The organism is Pseudomonas sp. CLCA07 (assembly GCF_053615335.1).
In genome coordinates, this window is the sequence record NZ_CM132131.1 from 683456 (window position 1) to 702641 (window position 19186).

The 19186-nt window shown below is 60.0% G+C and carries 16 protein-coding genes; 12 read left to right on the top strand and 4 right to left on the bottom strand.

Going from position 1 to position 19186, the window contains the following annotated elements; all coding sequences use genetic code 11:
• The 12 genes from nuoE to ACWGZX_RS03260 all read left to right on the top strand — a co-directional run bounded on the left by nuoE (position 1) and on the right by ACWGZX_RS03260 (position 13924).
• A complete protein-coding gene (gene nuoE / locus ACWGZX_RS03205) occupies positions 1 to 498 on the top strand; it encodes an NADH-quinone oxidoreductase subunit NuoE (RefSeq protein ID WP_008020715.1) in 498 nt (165 codons plus the stop codon).
• Entirely contained in the window at positions 495 to 1850 is a 1356-nt protein-coding gene (gene nuoF / locus ACWGZX_RS03210; protein ID WP_223518225.1) for an NADH-quinone oxidoreductase subunit NuoF, read from the top strand. The genes nuoE and nuoF overlap by 4 nt, the downstream gene beginning before the upstream one ends.
• 135 nt (positions 1851 to 1985) lie before the next feature.
• On the top strand, positions 1986 to 4700 hold the full coding sequence (nuoG, locus tag ACWGZX_RS03215; RefSeq protein ID WP_452627266.1) for an NADH-quinone oxidoreductase subunit NuoG: 2715 nt from the start codon (positions 1986 to 1988) through the stop codon (positions 4698 to 4700).
• Positions 4697 to 5704, top strand: a complete 1008-nt coding sequence (gene nuoH, locus ACWGZX_RS03220) for an NADH-quinone oxidoreductase subunit NuoH (RefSeq protein WP_452627267.1) — start codon at positions 4697 to 4699, stop codon at positions 5702 to 5704. The genes nuoG and nuoH overlap by 4 nt, the downstream gene beginning before the upstream one ends.
• A gap of 12 nt (positions 5705 to 5716) precedes the next feature.
• A complete protein-coding gene (gene nuoI, locus ACWGZX_RS03225) occupies positions 5717 to 6262 on the top strand; it encodes an NADH-quinone oxidoreductase subunit NuoI (RefSeq protein WP_007946418.1) in 546 nt (181 codons plus the stop codon).
• A 9-nt stretch (positions 6263 to 6271) separates the two neighbouring features.
• On the top strand, positions 6272 to 6775 hold the full coding sequence (gene nuoJ / locus ACWGZX_RS03230) for an NADH-quinone oxidoreductase subunit J (protein ID WP_452627268.1): 504 nt from the start codon (positions 6272 to 6274) through the stop codon (positions 6773 to 6775).
• A 2-nt stretch (positions 6776 to 6777) separates the two neighbouring features.
• Positions 6778 to 7086 carry an NADH-quinone oxidoreductase subunit NuoK gene (gene nuoK, locus ACWGZX_RS03235; RefSeq protein WP_007946416.1) on the top strand — a complete coding sequence of 103 codons (309 nt, stop codon included), beginning with the start codon at positions 6778 to 6780 and terminating at the stop codon, positions 7084 to 7086.
• Positions 7083 to 8936 (top strand): NADH-quinone oxidoreductase subunit L, encoded by a 1854-nt coding sequence (gene nuoL / locus ACWGZX_RS03240; protein ID WP_452627269.1) that lies wholly within the window; start codon positions 7083 to 7085, stop codon positions 8934 to 8936. The genes nuoK and nuoL overlap by 4 nt, the downstream gene beginning before the upstream one ends.
• Positions 8937 to 8976: 40 nt before the next feature.
• On the top strand, positions 8977 to 10509 hold the full coding sequence (nuoM, locus tag ACWGZX_RS03245; protein WP_452627270.1) for an NADH-quinone oxidoreductase subunit M: 1533 nt from the start codon (positions 8977 to 8979) through the stop codon (positions 10507 to 10509).
• 7 nt (positions 10510 to 10516) lie between these two features.
• Entirely contained in the window at positions 10517 to 11980 is a 1464-nt protein-coding gene (gene nuoN, locus ACWGZX_RS03250; protein WP_223518214.1) for an NADH-quinone oxidoreductase subunit NuoN, read from the top strand.
• 208 nt (positions 11981 to 12188) lie between these two features.
• The gene (locus tag ACWGZX_RS03255; protein WP_452627271.1) at positions 12189 to 12452 is read left to right on the top strand and encodes a hypothetical protein; all 264 of its coding nucleotides are present in this window, start codon (positions 12189 to 12191) and stop codon (positions 12450 to 12452) included.
• 146 nt (positions 12453 to 12598) lie between these two features.
• A complete protein-coding gene (locus tag ACWGZX_RS03260; RefSeq protein ID WP_452627272.1) occupies positions 12599 to 13924 on the top strand; it encodes an OprD family porin in 1326 nt (441 codons plus the stop codon).
• 549 nt (positions 13925 to 14473) lie between these two features.
• On the opposite strand, the gene ACWGZX_RS03265 is transcribed toward ACWGZX_RS03260, so the two are convergent.
• From ACWGZX_RS03265 to ACWGZX_RS03280, 4 genes are all read right to left on the bottom strand, one after another.
• Complete coding sequence (locus ACWGZX_RS03265) at positions 14474 to 14854, bottom strand: DUF6124 family protein (RefSeq protein WP_452627273.1); 381 nt, start codon at positions 14852 to 14854, stop codon at positions 14474 to 14476.
• Positions 14855 to 15203: 349 nt separating this feature from the next.
• Complete coding sequence (locus tag ACWGZX_RS03270) at positions 15204 to 15536, bottom strand: DUF2790 domain-containing protein (protein WP_223520365.1); 333 nt, start codon at positions 15534 to 15536, stop codon at positions 15204 to 15206.
• 80 nt (positions 15537 to 15616) lie between these two features.
• Complete coding sequence (locus tag ACWGZX_RS03275) at positions 15617 to 15817, bottom strand: co-regulatory protein PtrA N-terminal domain-containing protein (protein WP_223520366.1); 201 nt, start codon at positions 15815 to 15817, stop codon at positions 15617 to 15619.
• Positions 15818 to 16016: 199 nt separating this feature from the next.
• Positions 16017 to 19169 (bottom strand): CusA/CzcA family heavy metal efflux RND transporter, encoded by a 3153-nt coding sequence (locus ACWGZX_RS03280; RefSeq protein ID WP_452627274.1) that lies wholly within the window; start codon positions 19167 to 19169, stop codon positions 16017 to 16019.
• Positions 19170 to 19186: the final 17 nt, after the last annotated feature.

The window sequence follows — 19186 nt, forward strand, 5'->3', positions numbered from 1 at the left end:
ATGAACAGCACGCTTATCCAGACAGACCGTTTCACCTTGAGTGAAACCGAGCGCTCGGCCATCGAGCACGAGTTGCATCACTACGAAGACCCGCGCGCGGCGTCGATCGAAGCCCTGAAGATCGTTCAGAAGGAACGTGGCTGGGTGCCGGATGGCGCTCTGTACGCCATCGGCGAGATTCTCGGCATTCCGGCCAGCGACGTAGAAGGCGTGGCGACGTTCTATAGCCAGATCTTCCGTCAGCCGGTTGGCCGTCACATCATTCGCGTCTGCGACAGCATGGTCTGCTACATCGGCGGCCACGAATCCGTGGTCAGCGAAATCCAGAGCAAGCTTGGCATCGGCCTGGGTCAGACCACCGCCGACGGTCGTTTCACCCTGCTGCCGGTCTGCTGCCTCGGCAACTGCGACAAGGCGCCGGCGTTGATGATCGACGACGACACTTTCGGTGATGTGCAGCCTGCCGGCGTTGCCAAATTGCTCGAGGGCTACGTATGACCCTGACTTCCTTTGGCCCTGCCAACCGCATCAAGCGGTCGGCCGAGACTCACCCGCTCACCTGGCGTCTGCGTGACGACGGCGAAGCCGTGTGGCTCGACGAGTACCAGGCCAAGAACGGTTACGCCGCAGCGCGCAAGGCCTTCGCCGACATGGCTCAGGACGACATCGTCCAGACCGTGAAAGATTCCGGCCTTAAGGGTCGCGGTGGTGCAGGCTTCCCCACGGGCGTTAAGTGGGGCCTGATGCCCAAAGACGAATCCATCAACATCCGCTACCTGCTGTGCAACGCGGATGAAATGGAGCCGAACACCTGGAAAGACCGCATGCTGATGGAGCAACTGCCCCATCTGCTGATCGAAGGCATGCTGATCAGTGCCCGCGCGCTGAAAACCTACCGTGGCTACATCTTCCTGCGTGGCGAATACACCACCGCCGCCAAGCACCTCAACCGTGCCGTAGAAGAAGCCAAGGCAGCAGGCCTGCTGGGTAAAAACATTCTGGGCAGCGGCTTCGATTTCGAGCTGTTCGTCCACACCGGCGCCGGGCGTTACATCTGCGGTGAAGAAACCGCACTGATCAACTCCCTCGAAGGCCGCCGCGCCAACCCGCGCTCCAAGCCGCCCTTCCCTGCCGCCGTTGGCGTGTGGGGCAAGCCGACGTGCGTGAACAACGTTGAAACCTTGTGCAACGTGCCGGCGATCATTGCCGACGGCGTGGATTGGTACAAATCGTTGGCCCGTGAAGGCAGTGAAGACATGGGCACCAAGCTCATGGGCTTCTCCGGCAAGGTCAAGAACCCTGGGCTGTGGGAACTGCCATTCGGCGTCACCGGTCGCGAGCTGTTCGAAGACTACGCCGGTGGCATGCGCGACGGTTACAAGCTCAAGTGCTGGCAGCCTGGCGGCGCCGGTACCGGTTTCCTGTTGCCGGAACACCTGGATGCACAAATGTATGCCGGCGGCATCGCCAAGGTTGGCACCCGTATGGGTACCGGCCTGGCCATGGCGGTGGACGACAGCGTCAACATGGTGTCCTTGCTGCGCAACATGGAAGAGTTCTTCTCCCGCGAATCCTGTGGCTTCTGCACCCCGTGCCGTGACGGTTTGCCGTGGAGCGTCAAGCTCCTGCGCGCCATCGAGAACGGTGAAGGGCAAGCCGGCGATATCGAGACCCTGTTGGGTCTGGTCGGTTTCCTCGGCCCTGGCAAGACCTTCTGTGCTCACGCACCGGGCGCAGTGGAGCCGTTGGGCAGCGCAATCAAATACTTCCGTCCAGAGTTCGAAGCCGGCATCGCACCAACCAGCGCCGCCGTCCCGCCTCTGGCAAGGCCGATCGTAGTCGGCGCGTAAACGCTTAAAAAGGCGAAGGGTCCGTGCCCGCAGCCTTTCGTGTGATGACGCCTTGAACGGCTGTGTTGATTCACACGAATACAAGATTCCATTAGCCACGCCCGCTGACACCGGGCCAACGAAGAACTTTGAACCATGGCCACTATCCACGTAGACGGCAAAGAGCTCGAAGTCGATGGGGCAGACAACCTGTTACAGGCATGTCTGTCGCTAGGCCTCGATATCCCGTATTTCTGCTGGCACCCAGCCCTTGGCAGTGTTGGCGCTTGCCGCCAGTGCGCGGTCAAGCAGTACACCGACGAAAACGACAAGCGTGGTCGGATCGTCATGTCCTGCATGACCCCCGCCACCGACGGCAGCTGGATCTCCATCGACGACGAAGAAGCGAAAGTATTCCGCGCCAGCGTCGTTGAATGGTTGATGACCAACCACCCTCACGACTGCCCGGTCTGTGAAGAAGGCGGTCACTGCCACCTGCAAGACATGACGGTAATGACCGGCCACAACGAGCGCCGTTACCGCTTCACCAAGCGTACCCACCAGAACCAGCAACTGGGCCCGTTCATTTCCCACGAAATGAACCGCTGCATCGCTTGCTACCGCTGCGTGCGCTTCTATAAGGATTACGCCGGCGGCACCGACCTCGGTGTGTTCGGCGCCCACGACAACGTGTACTTCGGTCGCGTAGAAGACGGCGTACTGGAAAGCGAGTTCTCCGGCAACCTCACTGAGGTCTGCCCGACCGGTGTGTTCACCGACAAGACTCACTCCGAGCGCTACAACCGCAAGTGGGACATGCAGTTCTCGCCGAGCATCTGCCATGGCTGCTCCAGCGGTTGCAACATCTCCCCGGGCGAGCGCTACGGTGAACTGCGTCGTATCGAAAACCGTTTCAACGGTTCGGTAAACCAGTACTTCCTGTGCGACCGTGGCCGTTTCGGCTATGGCTACGTCAACCGCGAAGATCGCCCGCGTCAGCCTTTGCTGGCCAACGGCACCAAGCTGAGCCTCGACGAAGCGCTGGACAAAGCCGCTGACCTGCTGCGCGGTCGCAACATCGTCGGTATCGGTTCGCCGCGCGCCAGCCTTGAAAGCAACTACGCGTTGCGCGAGCTGGTCGGCGCCGAGCACTTCTACTCCGGTATCGAAGCCGCCGAGCTGGAACGCATTCGTCTGGTCATGCAGGTGCTGAAAGACAGCCCGCTGCCGATCCCGAACATGCGCGACATCGAAGACCACGATGCAATCTTCGTCCTCGGTGAAGACCTGACCCAGACCGCTGCGCGCATGGCCCTGTCCCTGCGTCAATCGGTCAAAGGCAAAGCTGAAGACATGGCCGACGCCATGCGCGTTCAACCTTGGCTCGACGCTGCGGTGAAGAACATCGGTCAGAACGCTCTGAACCCGCTGTTCATCGCCAGCCTGGCTGAAACCAAGCTCGACGACATCGCCGAAGAATGCGTTCACGCTGCGCCAGACGACCTGGCCCGCATCGGTTTCGCCGTCGCTCACGCCCTCGACGCCAGCGCCCCAGCGGTTGAAGGCCTGGATGCTGAAGCCCTCGAATTGGCCAAGCGCATCGCCGACGCCCTGCTCGCGGCCAAGCGTCCATTGATCATTGCCGGTACCTCGTTGGGTTCCAAGGCGCTGATCGAAGCGGCTGCAAACATCGCCAAAGCCTTGAAGCTGCGCGAGAAGAACGGTTCCATCAGCCTGATCGTGCCAGAGGCCAACAGCCTCGGCCTGGCCATGCTCGGTGGTGACTCGGTCGACGCAGCTCTGCAAGCGGTGATCGACGGCCGTGCCGACGCCATCGTCGTGCTGGAAAACGATCTGTACACCCGCACCGACAAAGCCAAGGTTGATGCAGCCCTGACCGCCGCGAAAGTGGTGATCGTTGCCGACCATCAGAAAACCGCCACCAGCGATCGCGCGCACCTGGTCCTGCCAGCCGCCAGCTTCGCCGAAGGCGACGGTACGTTGGTCAGCCAGGAAGGCCGCGCCCAGCGCTTCTTCCAGGTCTTCGATCCGAAATACATGGACGCCAGCATCCTGGTTCACGAAGGCTGGCGCTGGCTGCATGCCCTGCGCGCGACCCTGCTGAACCAGCCGATCAACTGGACCCAGCTGGACCACGTCACCGCTGCCGTCGCTTCGAGCACGCCGCAACTGGCGCGTATCGTTGATGCCGCACCGTCCGCCTCGTTCCGCATCAAGGGCATGAAACTGGCCCGCGAACCGCTGCGTTACTCCGGCCGTACCGCCATGCGTGCCGACATCAACGTGCACGAACCGCGTACCCCGCAAGACAACGACACCGCGTTCAACTTCTCGATGGAAGGTTACTCGGGCTCGGTCGAACCACGTCAGCAAGTGCCATTCGCCTGGTCTCCGGGCTGGAACTCGCCGCAAGCCTGGAACAAGTTCCAGGACGAAGTCGGTGGTCACATCCGCGCTGGCGACCCGGGCACCCGCCTGATCGAAAGCACCGGTGACTCGCTGAACTGGTTCGCCGCTGTTCCGCGTGCGTTCAACCCGGCTCCGGGCACCTGGCAGGTTGTGCCGTTCTTCCACCTGCTGGGCAGCGAAGAGAACTCTTCGAAAGCCGCGCCGGTTCAGGAACGCATCCCGGCCGCTTATGTCGCTTTGGCCAAATCCGAAGCTGATCGTCTGGGGGTCAATGACGGCGCTATGCTGAGCTTGAACGTTGCTGGTCAGACCCTGCGTCTGCCGCTGCGCATCAATGAAGAGCTGGGTGTCGGTCTGGTTGCATTGCCTGCGGGCATCGCCGGCATTCCGCCAGCGATCTTTGGCAAATCCGTTGACGGTCTGCAGGAGGCAGCGCAATGACTTGGTTCACTCCTGAAGTGATCGACGTGATCATCGCAGTCATTCAGGCCATCGTGATTCTGCTCGCCGTGGTGGTGTGCGGCGCGCTGTTGAGCTGGGTCGAGCGTCGTTTGCTCGCCCTCTGGCAGGACCGTTACGGTCCGAACCGCGTCGGCCCGTTCGGCGCGTTCCAGATCGCAGCCGACATGATCAAGATGTTCTTCAAGGAAGACTGGACCCCACCGTTCGCCGACAAAGTGATCTTCACCTTGGCGCCGGTCGTGGCCATGAGCGCCTTGCTGATTGCCTTCGCGATCATCCCGATCACCCCGACCTGGGGTGTGGCGGACATCAACATCGGCATCCTGTTCTTCTTCGCCATGGCCGGTCTGTCGGTCTACGCGGTACTGTTCGCCGGCTGGTCGAGTAACAACAAGTTCGCCCTGCTAGGCAGCTTGCGGGCCTCGGCACAAACCGTGTCGTACGAAGTGTTCATGGGCCTGTCGTTGATGGGCATCGTGATCCAGGTCGGCTCGTTCAACATGCGCGACATCGTTGAATACCAAGCGCAGAACCTGTGGTTCATCATTCCGCAGATCTTCGGTTTCCTGACCTTCTTCATTGCCGGTGTCGCCGTGACTCACCGTCACCCGTTCGACCAGCCGGAAGCGGAGCAGGAACTGGCCGACGGTTACCACATTGAATACGCCGGCATGAAATGGGGCATGTTCTTCGTCGGTGAGTACATCGGCATCGTGTTGATTTCGGCACTGCTGGTGACGTTGTTCTTCGGTGGCTGGCACGGTCCGTTCGGCATTCTGCCGCAGATCCCGTTCATCTGGTTCGCACTGAAAACCGCGTTTTTCATCATGTTCTTCATCCTGCTGCGCGCCTCGATTCCGCGCCCACGGTATGACCAAGTGATGGATTTCAGCTGGAAGTTCTGCCTGCCGCTGACCCTCGTCAACATGCTGGTGACCGCTGCGATCGTGTTGCTCAACACGCCCGCCGTCGCGGCTCAGTGAGGATAGAGAATCATGAAGTACATATTTGACATCGTGCATGGCTTCTTCACCCAGCTTCGCAGCCTGGTGATGATTTTTGGCCACGCCTTCCGCAAGCGCGACACGCTGCAATACCCGGAAGAAGCGGTGTACCTGCCGCCGCGCTACCGTGGCCGCATCGTCCTGACCCGCGACCCTGATGGCGAAGAGCGTTGTGTAGCCTGCAACCTGTGCGCCGTGGCGTGCCCGGTTGGCTGTATCTCGCTGCAGAAAGCTGAAACCGAAGACGGTCGCTGGTACCCGGACTTCTTCCGCATCAACTTCTCGCGCTGCATTTTCTGCGGCCTCTGCGAGGAAGCCTGCCCGACCACCGCGATCCAGCTGACACCGGATTTCGAGATGGCCGAGTTCAAACGTCAGGACCTGGTGTACGAGAAAGAAGATCTGCTGATCTCCGGCCCCGGCAAAAACCCTGATTACAACTTCTATCGTGTTGCAGGTATGGCGATTGCCGGGAAGCCGAAAGGCTCCGCGCAAAACGAAGCCCAGCCGATCAACGTGAAGAGCTTGCTGCCTTAAGGAAGAAAGATGGAATTCGCTTTCTATTTCGCATCGGGTATCGCTGTGGTGTCCACGCTTCGCGTGATCACCAACACCAACCCTGTGCACGCCCTGCTCTACCTGATCATTTCGCTGATCGCCGTGGCCATGACGTTCTTCGCCCTCGGCGCACCGTTTGCCGGTGTACTGGAAGTGATCGCCTACGCTGGCGCCATCATGGTGCTGTTCGTGTTCGTGGTGATGATGCTGAACCTGGGCCCGGCCTCGGCTCAGCAAGAGCGCGTCTGGCTCAAGCCCGGTATCTGGCTCGGCCCGGTGATTCTCGGCGCATTGCTACTGGGTGAACTGCTGTATGTGCTGTTCAGCCATTCCAGCGGTCAGGCCGTCGGCCACACCACCGTAGACGCCAAGGCCGTGGGCATCAGCCTGTTCGGTCCGTATCTGCTGGTGGTCGAACTCGCCTCGATGTTGCTGCTCGCTGCAGCCGTCACGGCGTTCCACTTGGGCCGCAACGAAGCCAAGGAGCAATGACGATGCCTGCTATCCCTATGGAGCATGGTCTGGCGGTCGCCGGCATCCTGTTCTGCCTCGGTCTGGTCGGCCTGATGGTCCGCCGCAACATTCTCTTCGTGCTGATGAGCCTGGAGGTCATGATGAATGCCTCCGCACTGGCGTTCATCGTTGCCGGTAGCCGCTGGGCGCAGCCGGATGGACAGATCATGTTCATCCTGGTGATCAGCCTGGCAGCCGCCGAGGCCAGTATTGGCCTGGCGATTCTGTTGCAGCTGTACCGCCGCTTCCACACTCTCGATATCGACGCTGCCAGCGAGATGCGCGGATGAATCTTCTCTATCTGACTTTCGTATTCCCACTCATAGGTTTTCTGCTGCTGGCGTTCTCACGCGGCCGCCTCTCGGAAAACCTGTCGGCGCTGATCGGCGTCGGTTCCATCGGTCTGTCGGCCATCGTCGCGACTTACGTGATCTGGCAGTTCAACGTCGCCCCGCCGGAAGGCGGTCACTACACCCAGGTGTTGTGGCAGTGGATGGCGGTGGAAGGCTTTACGCCGAACTTCGCGCTGTACCTGGATGGCCTGTCCGTGACCATGCTCGGTGTGGTGGTCGGCGTCGGCTTCCTGATCCACCTGTTCGCGTCCTGGTACATGCGCGGTGAAGCCGGTTACTCGCGCTTCTTCGCCTACACCAACCTGTTTATCGCCAGCATGCTGTTCCTGGTCCTGGGCGATAACCTGTTGTTCCTGTACTTCGGCTGGGAAGGCGTAGGCCTGTGCTCGTACCTGTTGATCGGTTTCTACTACAGCAACCGCAACAACGGTAACGCGGCACTCAAGGCTTTCATCGTGACCCGTATCGGCGACGTATTCATGGCCATCGGCCTGTTCATCCTGTTCACCCAACTGGGCACGCTGAACGTCCAGGAACTGCTGGTGCTGGCACCGCAGAAATTCCAGGCCGGCGACTTCTGGATGGTCATGGCCACCCTGATGCTGCTGGGCGGCGCTGTCGGTAAATCCGCGCAACTGCCACTGCAAACCTGGCTGGCGGATGCGATGGCCGGTCCTACCCCGGTTTCGGCACTGATCCACGCCGCAACCATGGTGACCGCCGGTGTTTATCTGATCGCCCGTACCCACGGCCTGTTTGCGTTGGCGCCGGACATCCTGCAACTGGTTGGCCTGGTCGGCGGTGTGACCCTGGTCCTGGCTGGTTTCGCGGCACTGGTTCAAACCGACATCAAACGTATCCTCGCCTACTCGACCATGAGCCAGATCGGCTACATGTTCCTGGCCCTGGGCGTGGGTGCCTGGGACGGCGCGATCTTCCACCTGATGACCCACGCCTTCTTCAAGGCGCTGCTGTTCCTTGCATCCGGTTCGGTGATCGTTGCCTGCCACCACGAGCAGAACATCTTCAAGATGGGCGGTCTGTGGAAGAAGCTGCCGCTGGCCTACACCAGCTTCATCGTCGGCGGCGCGGCACTGTCTGCCTTGCCACTGGTGACCGCAGGCTTTTACTCCAAGGACGAAATCCTCTGGGAAGCGTTCGCCAGCGGCAACCACGGTCTGCTGTACGCAGGTCTGGTCGGTGCGTTCATGACTTCGCTGTACACCTTCCGCCTGATCTTCATCGCGTTCCACGGTGAAGCGAAGACCGAAGCGCACGCAGGTCACGGCATCGCTCACTGGCTGCCGCTGTCGGTGCTGATTGTGCTGTCGACCTTCGTCGGCGCCATGATCGTTCCGCCACTGCACGGTGTGTTGCCAGAAAGCGTCGGCCATGCCGGCGGCGAAGCCAAGCACAGTCTGGAAATCGCTTCGGGCGCCATCGCCCTGGCCGGTATCCTGCTGGCCGCGCTGCTGTTCCTTGGCAAGCGTCGCTTCGTCACTGCAATCGCCAACAGCGGCATCGGTCGCTTCCTTTCGGCCTGGTGGTTCGCTGCCTGGGGCTTCGACTGGATCTACGACAAACTGTTCGTCAAGCCATACCTGGCGATCAGCCACGCACTGCGCAGAGACCCGCTCGACCAGACCATCGGTCTGATTCCGCGTATGGCCAAAGGTGGTCACACCGCCCTGAGCCGTACCGAAACCGGTCAACTGCGTTGGTACGCGGCATCGATGGCAGCCGGCTCCGTGCTGGTCATCGGCGCCATCGTGCTGGTAGCGGTCTGAATATGAACCTTGCGAACTTGCGAAAGGAATTGAGCCCGTCATGATTCTGCCTTGGCTAATCCTGATCCCCTTTATCGGCGGCCTGCTGTGCTGGATGGGTGAGCGCTTCGGCGCCACCCTCCCCCGCTGGATTGCGCTGATCACCATGTCCCTGTTGCTCTCCCTCGGCCTTTGGCTGTGGGCCAACGGTGACTATTCATTTGCCCCGGCGCCTGGCGCCGATCCGACCTGGGCGCTTGAGTTCAAGCACATCTGGATCGAGCGCTTTGGCATCAGCGTGCACCTGGCCCTCGACGGCCTGTCGCTGCTGATGATCATGCTGACCGGTCTGCTGGGCGTGCTCTCGGTCCTCTGCTCGTGGAAAGAAATTCAACGTCACGTTGGCTTCTTCCACCTGAACCTGATGTGGATCCTGGGCGGTGTCGTCGGCGTGTTCCTCGCCCTCGACCTGTTCATGTTCTTCTTCTTCTGGGAAATGATGCTGGTGCCGATGTACTTCCTCATCGCGCTCTGGGGTCACAGTTCTTCGGACGGCAAGAAAACCCGGATCTACGCGGCGACCAAGTTCTTCATCTTCACTCAGGCGTCCGGCCTGATCATGTTGGTGGCGATCCTGGGTCTGGTCCTGGTCAACTTCAACGACACCGGCGTGATTACCTTCAACTACGCCGACCTGTTGAAAACCAAGATGTCGATGACCACCGAGTACATCCTGATGCTCGGCTTCTTCATCGCCTTCGCGGTCAAGCTGCCTGTCGTACCGTTCCACTCCTGGTTGCCTGACGCTCACGCCCAGGCGCCAACCGCAGGTTCGGTCGACCTGGCCGGTATCTTGTTGAAAACGGCGGCTTACGGTCTGCTGCGTTTCGCCCTGCCGCTGTTCCCGAATGCTTCGGCCGAGTTCGCGCCGTTCGCCATGGCCCTGGGTCTGATCGGGATCTTCTACGGTGCGTTCCTGGCGTTCGCGCAAACTGACATCAAGCGTCTGGTCGCGTACTCCAGCGTTTCGCACATGGGCTTCGTGCTGATCGGCATCTACTCCGGCAGCCAACTGGCGCTGCAGGGCGCGGTGATGCAGATGCTCGCGCACGGCCTGTCGGCCGCGGCACTCTTTATCCTGTGTGGCCAGCTCTACGAGCGCACCCACACTCGCGACATGCGTGAAATGGGTGGCCTGTGGTCGAAAATCGCCTACCTGCCAGGCGTCAGCCTGTTCTTCGCGGCGGCCTCCCTGGGCTTGCCGGCGACCGGTAACTTCGTCGGTGAGTTCCTGATCCTGATCGGCACCTTCCCCACTGCGCCGTGGATCACCGTGATCGCGACGTCCGGCCTGGTGTTCGGTTCGGTCTACTCGCTGATCATGATTCACCGTGCCTACTTCGGCGCGTCCAAGTCGGACGCGGTGATGCATGGCATGGATGGTCGCGAACTGATCATGGTGGTCGGGCTGGCGGCGCTGCTGATTTACATCGGCGTGTACCCACAACCGTTCCTCGATACCTCTGCCGCGACGATGCATGGCGTGCAGCAGTGGATCGGCACCGCCTTCACTCAACTCGCTTCGGCCCGGTAAGAGCGCTATGGAATTCACGACTCAACACTTTATCGCGCTAGCGCCGTTGTTGATCACCAGCGCCACGATCATCGTGGTGATGCTGGCGATTGCCTGGCGCCGCAACCACTCGCAGACCTTCCTGATTTCGGTGGCAGGTCTGAACCTGGCGTTGCTGTCGATCCTGCCAGCCCTGAAAGTCGCGCCATTGGCCGTGACCCCGCTGCTGCAAATCGATAGCTTCGCTTGCTTGTACATGGCGCTGATCCTGGTCGCCACCCTCGCTTGTGTGACCCTCGCCCACGCCTACCTCGGCGATGGCGGTTCGGGTTACCCGGGCAACCGTGAAGAACTGTACCTGCTGATCCTGATGTCCGCCGCCGGTGGCCTGGTTCTGGTCAGCGCGCAGCACCTGGCCGGGTTGTTCGTTGGTCTGGAACTGCTGTCGGTGCCGGTCTATGGTCTGGTGGCCTATGCCTTCTTCAACAAGCGTTCGCTGGAAGCCGGTATCAAGTACATGGTGCTGTCGGCCGCCGGTTCCGCGTTCATCTTGTTCGGTATGGCGCTGCTGTACGCCGATTCGGGCAGCCTGAGCTTCGTCGGTATCGGCCAGGCGCTGGCGGCTACTGGTCTGCCAAGCTCGCTGGCGCAACTGGGCCTGGGCATGATGCTGATCGGTCTGGCGTTCAAGCTGTCGCTGGTGCCGTTCCACCTCTGGACCCCGGACGTTTACGAAGGTGCTCCGGCACCGGTGGCCGCGTTCCTGGCCACCGCTTCGAAAGTGGCCGTGTTCGCGGTGATGGTGCGTCTGTTCCAGATCTCGCCAGCGGCAAGCAGCGGTGTGCTGAGTGACGTACTGACCATCATCGCCATTGCGTCGATCCTGTTCGGTAACCTGCTGGCTCTGACCCAAAGCAACCTCAAGCGTCTGCTGGGTTACTCGTCCATCGCGCACTTTGGTTACCTGCTGATCGCCCTGGTGGCGAGCAAGGGTCTGGCCGTGGAAGCCATCGGCGTGTACCTGGTCACCTACGTGATCACCAGCCTCGGCGCTTTCGGCGTGATTACCCTGATGTCCTCGCCGTACAACGGCCGTGACGCCGATGCCCTGTACGAATACCGCGGCCTGTTCTGGCGTCGCCCGTACCTGACCGCCGTGCTGACCGTGATGATGCTGTCCCTGGCCGGTATCCCGCTGACTGCGGGCTTCATCGGCAAGTTCTACATCATCGCAACCGGCGTCGAGTCCCATCAGTGGTGGCTGGTCGGTTCCCTGGTACTGGGCAGCGCCATCGGCGTTTTCTACTACTTGCGTGTGATGGTCACTCTGTTCCTGATCGAACCGAACCTGCGTCGCCACGATGCGCAACTGCACTGGGAACAACGTGCAGGCGGCGTGATGCTGCTGGCCATCGCGGCACTGGCGTTCTTCCTGGGTCTGTATCCGCAGCCATTGCTGGTCCTGGTTCAGCAGGCCGGGTTGGCGGGTTGATCGCTTAGGCGACACTCGGTAGAAAAACAGAAACGGCACCTTCGGGTGCCGTTTTTGCGTTTGTGGGATTTGTTACGGTTGCCCTGCCCTCCTTCTGCAATTACCGAAAGCTCACGCGGGATTGTCAGGTTCGTCCTACAGCCAGAATTGGGGCAATGCCTCTATCTTGAATGCATGTTGGAAAGACAAACCGAGGCGAGGATGAACAATGAAACGTGATGTCTTTTATGAGTTGGTAACCGCTCTGACCGCTGGGCGTCAGAACGGATTTTCGACTCGATGCTTCAAGACTGAACCTGCCTCTGTGCCACTCGCCTGTCAGGCGTCCATAGAAAAACGAATCGGAACCATGAAGGACAAGCTCGCGCTTACCGCTGACTTCGATGCCCAGCTCTCGGACGAAATACTGGATACCTTCGAAGGATCGCAGCCGCTTATTCCCTCATGCGCTACGACCGTTCCACCCACATGACGAAATTGTAATTACCCCATCACCTTCGCGTTATCCGCAGATTGCAACGATGTCACCCGGCAACCCTGCCGGCGGGCCCTTGCCCGCCGAACGAAAAAACCAAGCCGAAGCACGTTGCCGTTCTGCCGGAACCCAAGGAGTGATTGATGGTTAATACTATAAAAATGTCGATGGCCGCTTTGGCTGTAGTGGTCGGCTCAGGGCCGTCCATGGTCTTTGCGGAAGATAAAGCCGAGGGGTTTATCGAAGGCAGCAGTCTGACGGTGCTAAACCGTAACTTCTACTTCAATCGTGATTACCGCAAAGGCCAGTCCAGCCCGACCGGCAATGGGTATTCCGAAACATGGGCCCACGCCATCATCAGCAAATACGAGTCCGGATTTACCCAAGGCACCGTCGGGGTCGGTGTCGATGCGTTTGCGATGATCGGCTTAAAACTCGATACCGGTGACGGTCGCAACGGTGGCAACAGTTCGTTCGACATGCTTCCGGTAGACAGTGACGGCCAGGCGCAAGACGAATACACCAAAGTGGGTGGCGCCGCCAAAATCCGGGCCTTTGACACGGTGATAAAAGTCGGCGACGTGTTCCCCGCCACCCCGGTGGTTGCGGCAGGTGACTCTCGATTGCTTCCGGAAAGTTTCCGAGGCGTCACGGCCACTAACACCAGCATCGAAGATCTGACGGTTCAGGGCGGTCGCTTGCATGCCATGAGCCAACCGGTGTCCAGCGACATGCGCGAAAACTTTGAGACCTTCTACGCCGGTCCGGTTAACTCACCGTGGGCCAGTTACTACGGCGGCGACTACGCGTTGAACAACAACCTCAGTTTCAGCTTGTATTCCAGCCGCCTCAAGGATGCCTGGAATCAACACTACGCAGGCACCGCATGGACTTACCCGCTGTCGGATGAGCTGTCGCTGTTTGGCGGCCTTAACTATTACAAGGCGGTCGATGAAGGCAAACAGTTGCTCGGCAAGTTTGACAACAACATCTGGAGCGGCCGGGTCGGCGTGAAACTCGGCGCCCACTCTGTCGCGTTATCGCACCAGCGCAACAACGGCAATGACGACTTCGATTATCTGCGTCAGTCCGATTCGATCTTCCTCGACAACTCCATCCAGTACAGCGACTTCAACGCGCCCAAGGAGCGTTCGTGGATGGCGCGTTACGACCTCGACATGACGACCTATGGCGTGCCGGGGCTGTCGTTCATGACCCGTTATGCCCGCGGCACCGACGCCGACTATACCAACGCCAACGACGTGTACATGCGCCGCGATGCTGACGGCAACCCGCTCACGGACCAGAAACGCTGGGAGCGCGACGTAGAAGTCAAATACGTGGTGCAGAGCGGCTCGCTGAAAGATATGTCGCTACGTCTGCGTCAAGCCACTACCCGCGCGACAGCGTTTGAATCGGACCTGGATGAAGTGCGGGTGATTGTCGAGTATCCATTGGCGATTCTCTAGGTTTACCGCGTCTCCACCATTCACCTTTAGAAGCTCCTTGCTCCTTTGGAAAGAGGTGAATTTTTTGGCGTCCTTCGGGGCGTCTTTTTTGGTCCCGGACTTAGCCGACCCATCCAGCATCTTCTTCGACTGACCAACCGCTATCGCGGGCAAGCCCGGCTCCTACAGGTTTAGCGGTGTACGCAAAGTCTGCAGGTACCCCGACATACTGTGGGAGCGGGCTTGCCCGCGATGAGGTCAGCCCATCCACCCTCTTCAAGCGGTGTACACAAATTCTGCAGGTACCCCCGAAATACTGTGGGAGCGAGCCTGCTCGCGATGAGGTCGGCCCATCCACCATCGTCATCGACTGATCCACCGCTATCGCGGGCAAGCCCGGCTCCTACAGGTTTAGCGGTGTACGCAAAGTCTGCAGGTACCCCGACATACTGTGGGAGCGGGCTTGCCCGCGATGAGGTCGGCCCATCCACCATCGTCATCGACTGATCCACCGCTATCGCGGGTAAGCCCGGCTACCACAGGGTTTAGTGGTGTTTGGGACCGCGGTGATTAGCCGGCCGGATCGACATTATCCAGCGCCTTGTTCACCGCCAGCTCGCCGAGCATGACGACCTGTGCAATACCCAGCAGCGTCCTGCGGTGGGTGCCTTCCAGCAGCGCGGCAAAGTCACCGAGCATGACCGTGGCCGAAGCCAGGGATTCGCAGGCGTTGGCCAGCAGGGATTCGGTGTCAGCCTTGGGATTGACGAAGAACATCTTATTGGGGGTGTATGGCGTGGCCATGATTTGGGCAGTGGGATTGAGGTAGTAGTCGAGTGCGCGGTCGGCGGCTTCGTGGAGTTTTCGGGTGTCGACGGAGGCGTACGGGGATGTTGAGTCGGCGTCCGCAACGGCGTCTGCTTCGGGAGGGTTGGGTGTTGGCTTTTTCATAGAGTGTTTCCTTTGCCTGAAGGTTGTAGCTGCCCCTTTCGGTTCCACGCGAAGGGTGGCAGCTGTACGCAGGTTGGAACCCGGGGGCAAAGAACCCGGCAGACCCGAAAGTCTCCCGCGCACAGCCGCCATAAACGGAGTGCACACATTGAAGGTGTGCAAGCATACGTTATGAAAGGCGCCTTGGCGCTGTATTGCCCTCGGGGTTCCAATCCCGATCGCTGAATTGGCAGCGACCAGCACAGGCTAGAGACCGGACGTCCGACGGACAACCTGAAAACATTGTGGGAAGCTTCTGCTATTCAGCCACAGTCTTAAACATCGCGAATTGAAATACGCGATGTAGGCCTCATCCTCCGCCCTTACGGCAATCGCCTGCCACTGTGTATTTGAGGGTGTTGAGCTGGCCTTGCGAGTCTTCGTAGGTCATGGCGGCAGGCACCACGGCGCAAGCAGTCTGCGGGCGCACTACGCTGACCACTTTCACCACATCCAGCTTCATCCCGTATTCATAGTCCTTCACCACCGGCGCCGGTTTGCCCTGGCTGGCAGCGTATTGCTCCATTGCTTTGGTGTTGGCGCTCAGCATTTTCTCGAACGTCCGGTCACCGCCGCCTTCAGCCAGCACATTCAGGGACATCGCCATCACGCCGGCGAACGCAATCCATTTGAAAATTTTCATATCCGATACCTTCAGATCCGGGCTCATAAAAAAAGCCCGCCATGGACCTTCGATGACGGGCTTGATCAAGTGCGACACGCTTACAAGTCTTTAGACTTTTCGTCCTTCTTTTCATTGACTACGACGGGGTCACGCGCCTGTTCTTTGGCCACATTCAGTGCCATCACGCGGTCATTGGCCGCCATCATTCTTGCGAATGTCCTGTCGCCGCCACCGGCAGCCATGACCAGAGAAGACATCATCAACGCCACCGCAAACGCACCGATTTGTACAAGTTTCATGTTTGATTCCTCGTTTAATTAACTAACGGGATCAAGGTAACAATTCGAACCTTTCGTGACGGTGGCGCCGAAATTACATATCCGTTATGTGCCAAAAAAATGTGGGAGCGAGCCTGCTCGCGAAAGCGGTGGATCAGTCAGCATCATTACCGACTGATAGGCCGCATTCGCGAGCAGGCTCGCTCCCACATGGGGTCACTTATTGGGTTGGGATAGTGTCTTCGTCTCGTCGATGGGCGAGCTGATACAGCGCCGGCAAGATCAGCAATGTGAGGATGGTCGAAGACAGAATCCCGCCAATCACCACCGTCGCCAGCGGACGCTGCACCTCCGCCCCGGTGCCAGTCGCCAGTGCCATCGGAATAAAGCCCAGAGACGCCACCAGCGCCGTCATCAACACCGGCCGCAAGCGGGTCAGCGCACCTTCGTTGATCGCGTCACTGAGAGAGCGCCCCTCCTCACGCAGGTTGCGGATGAACGCGATCATCACCAGACCGTTGAGCACCGCCACTCCCGACAGTGCAATAAAACCGACGCCCGCCGAGATCGACAACGGGATGTCCCGCAACCACAACGCCAAGACGCCGCCGGTCAAGGCAAACGGAATCCCGGTAAACACCAGCAGCCCGTCCTTGAGGTTGTTGAACATCATGAACAGCAACCCGAACACCAGTAGCAGAGCTACCGGTACCACGATTTGCAAGCGCTTGGCCGCCGACTGCAACTGTTCGAACTGCCCGCCCCAATTGGTCCAGTAACCCGCCGGAACCTGAACATCGCGCTCGATCACCTCGCCCGCTTCTTTAACAAAGGAGCCAATATCGCGCCCACGCACGTTGGCGCTGACGATGACCAGGCGCTTGCCGTTTTCGCGGCTGACCTGATTCGGCCCCAGCACCAGATCGAGGCTGGCGACATCCTTGAGGGCGATGAAGCCAATCTGATTGGCAGCACCATTGAGCGGCGCCGGCACCGGAATCAGCAGCGCCGACAAGCCTTCGATGTCCTTGCGCATGGCATCGGACAGACGCACCACCATGTCAAAACGTCGGTCCCCTTCATACAACGTGCCGGCCTGACGCCCACCCACCGCCACCGCAATAGTGTCTTGCACATCACCGACGTTGAGCCCGTAGCGCGCCGCCTTGTCGCGGTCGATGTTGATGGTCAGCACCGGCAGGCCGGTGGTTTGCTCGACTTTGACCTCGGACGCGCCGTTGACCTTCTGCATGGCGGTAGCGATTTTTGCCGCCGTGGCATTGAGCACGGCCATGTCATCTCCGAACACCTTAACCGCCACGTCGCTGCGCACGCCGGAGATCAGTTCGTTGAAGCGCAACTGGATCGGCTGCGACAGCTCATAGTTGCTGCCCGGCAACGTCGCGGCGGCTTGTTGCAGTTCAGTCATCAGGGTTTCACGGGACTTGCCCGGGTCCGGCCACTGATCTTTTGGCTTGAGCATCACGTAACTGTCGGAGATGTTCGGCGGCATCGGGTCGGAGGCGATTTCGGCGGTGCCGGTGCGGGCGAACATGCGCTCGACTTCCGGCACTTTGGCGAGGATCAGGGTTTCCAGACGCTGCTGCATGTCCACCGACTGGGTCAGGCTGGTGCCCGGCACGCGCAAGGCTTGCAGGGCAAAATCACCTTCGCTGAGGCTCGGTACAAACTCGCTGCCCATACGGCTGGTTACCGCACCGCTGAGCACAATCACGCCCAATGCCATGCTTACGGCCAACGCCCGGTGGTTCATCACCCAGGCCAGCGCCGGTGCATACACCCGCCGCGCGCCGCGCATGACCACGCCCTCCTCTTCCTTGACCTTGCCGGTGACAAACAGCGCAATGGCCGCCGGCACAAAGGTCACCGACAACAGCATGGCGCCCAACAACGCGATGACCACTGTGAACGCCATCGGGTGGAACATTTTCCCTTCGACACCGCTCAAGGCGAAGATCGGCAAGTACACGACCATGATGATCAACTGGCCGAAAATCAGCGGACGACGCGCTTCTTTGGCGGCCGCAAATACTTCGTGAAAACGCTCGGAACGGGTCAATAAACGCCCGTGATGTTGCTGCGAATGGGCCAGCCGTCGCAGGGTGTTCTCAACGATCACCACCGCGCCGTCGACGATGATGCCAAAGTCCAGCGCACCGAGGCTCATCAGGTTGGCGCTGACTTTGTTACTGAACATCCCGGTGAAGGTAAACAGCATCGACAGCGGAATCACCATTGCAGTGATCAGCGCCGCGCGGATGTTGCCAAGGAACAGGAACAGAATCGCGATCACCAGAATCGCGCCTTCCACCAGGTTCTTCTTCACCGTGGCGATGGCTTTGTCCACCAGGTGCGTGCGGTCGTACACCGGCACGGCGATCACGCCTTTGGGCAAGGAGCGGTTGATCTGTTCAAGCTTGTTGGCGACAGCCTGGGACACGGTGCGACTGTTTTCACCGATCAGCATGAACACCGTACCGAGCACCACTTCGCGACCGTTTTCGGTGGCTGCACCCGTGCGAAGTTCACGGCCGATGTCCACGGTGGCGACGTTCTTGACCCGGATCGGCGTGCCGTCGACGTTGGCCATCACGATATTGGCGATGTCTTCGGTGCTCGCCACTTGCCCCGGCGCACGAATCAGCAATTGCTCGCCGCTGCGCTCGATGTAGCCGGCGCCGACGTTGGCGTTGTTGCGTTCCAGCGCCGTGACCAGATCGGTAAGGGTCAGTTTGTACGCCGCCAGCAGTTTCGGATCGGGGGCAATCTGATACTCCTTGGCAAACCCGCCGATAGTGTTGATCTCGGCGACACCTTGGACGTTGCGCAACTGCGGCTTGATGATCCAGTCCTGAATCACCCGCAGATCGGTCGGCGTATAGGCCGTGCCGTCGTCCTTGAGCGCACCGTCCTGCGCCTCCACTGTCCACAGGAAAATCTCGCCAAGACCGGTGGAAATCGGCCCCATCATCGCATCCACTCCCTCGGGCAAATGCTCCTTGGCGATCTGCAGTCGCTCGTTGACCAACTGCCGGGCGAAGAACAGATCGGTGCCGTCCTTGAAAATCACCGTGACCTGCGACAATCCCGAGCGCGACAGCGAACGGGTCTGCTCCAGCGACGGCAGGCCGGCCATCGCGGTTTCAATCGGGAAGGTGATGCGCTGCTCGGTTTCCAGCGGCGAGAACCCGGCGGCGCCGGTGTTGATTTGCACCTGGACGTTGGTGATATCCGGCACGGCGTCAATCGGCAGCTTTTGATAACTGGCGATGCCGAGGCCGGCCATGAGCAAAACGGCGAGCAGCACGATGATGCGCTGCTCGATGGCAAACTGGATCAGGCGTTCGAACATGAGAACCTTCTCGTCGA

What these genes read in the sequence shown, in the direction of transcription:
- ACWGZX_RS03280 (WP_452627274.1), bottom strand. Translation starts at nt 19,169, where the DNA reads ATGTTCGAACGCCTGATCCAGTTTGCCATCGAGCAGCGCATCATCGTG.
- nuoH (WP_452627267.1), top strand. Translation starts at nt 4,697, where the DNA reads ATGACTTGGTTCACTCCTGAAGTGATCGACGTGATCATCGCAGTCATT.
- nuoK (WP_007946416.1), top strand. Translation starts at nt 6,778, where the DNA reads ATGCCTGCTATCCCTATGGAGCATGGTCTGGCGGTCGCCGGCATCCTG.
- ACWGZX_RS03260 (WP_452627272.1), top strand. Translation starts at nt 12,599, where the DNA reads ATGGTTAATACTATAAAAATGTCGATGGCCGCTTTGGCTGTAGTGGTC.
- nuoJ (WP_452627268.1), top strand. Translation starts at nt 6,272, where the DNA reads ATGGAATTCGCTTTCTATTTCGCATCGGGTATCGCTGTGGTGTCCACG.
- nuoM (WP_452627270.1), top strand. Translation starts at nt 8,977, where the DNA reads ATGATTCTGCCTTGGCTAATCCTGATCCCCTTTATCGGCGGCCTGCTG.
- nuoI (WP_007946418.1), top strand. Translation starts at nt 5,717, where the DNA reads ATGAAGTACATATTTGACATCGTGCATGGCTTCTTCACCCAGCTTCGC.
- nuoE (WP_008020715.1), top strand. Translation starts at nt 1, where the DNA reads ATGAACAGCACGCTTATCCAGACAGACCGTTTCACCTTGAGTGAAACC.
- ACWGZX_RS03255 (WP_452627271.1), top strand. Translation starts at nt 12,189, where the DNA reads ATGAAACGTGATGTCTTTTATGAGTTGGTAACCGCTCTGACCGCTGGG.
- ACWGZX_RS03275 (WP_223520366.1), bottom strand. Translation starts at nt 15,817, where the DNA reads ATGAAACTTGTACAAATCGGTGCGTTTGCGGTGGCGTTGATGATGTCT.
- nuoF (WP_223518225.1), top strand. Translation starts at nt 495, where the DNA reads ATGACCCTGACTTCCTTTGGCCCTGCCAACCGCATCAAGCGGTCGGCC.
- nuoL (WP_452627269.1), top strand. Translation starts at nt 7,083, where the DNA reads ATGAATCTTCTCTATCTGACTTTCGTATTCCCACTCATAGGTTTTCTG.
- nuoN (WP_223518214.1), top strand. Translation starts at nt 10,517, where the DNA reads ATGGAATTCACGACTCAACACTTTATCGCGCTAGCGCCGTTGTTGATC.
- ACWGZX_RS03265 (WP_452627273.1), bottom strand. Translation starts at nt 14,854, where the DNA reads ATGAAAAAGCCAACACCCAACCCTCCCGAAGCAGACGCCGTTGCGGAC.
- ACWGZX_RS03270 (WP_223520365.1), bottom strand. Translation starts at nt 15,536, where the DNA reads ATGAAAATTTTCAAATGGATTGCGTTCGCCGGCGTGATGGCGATGTCC.
- nuoG (WP_452627266.1), top strand. Translation starts at nt 1,986, where the DNA reads ATGGCCACTATCCACGTAGACGGCAAAGAGCTCGAAGTCGATGGGGCA.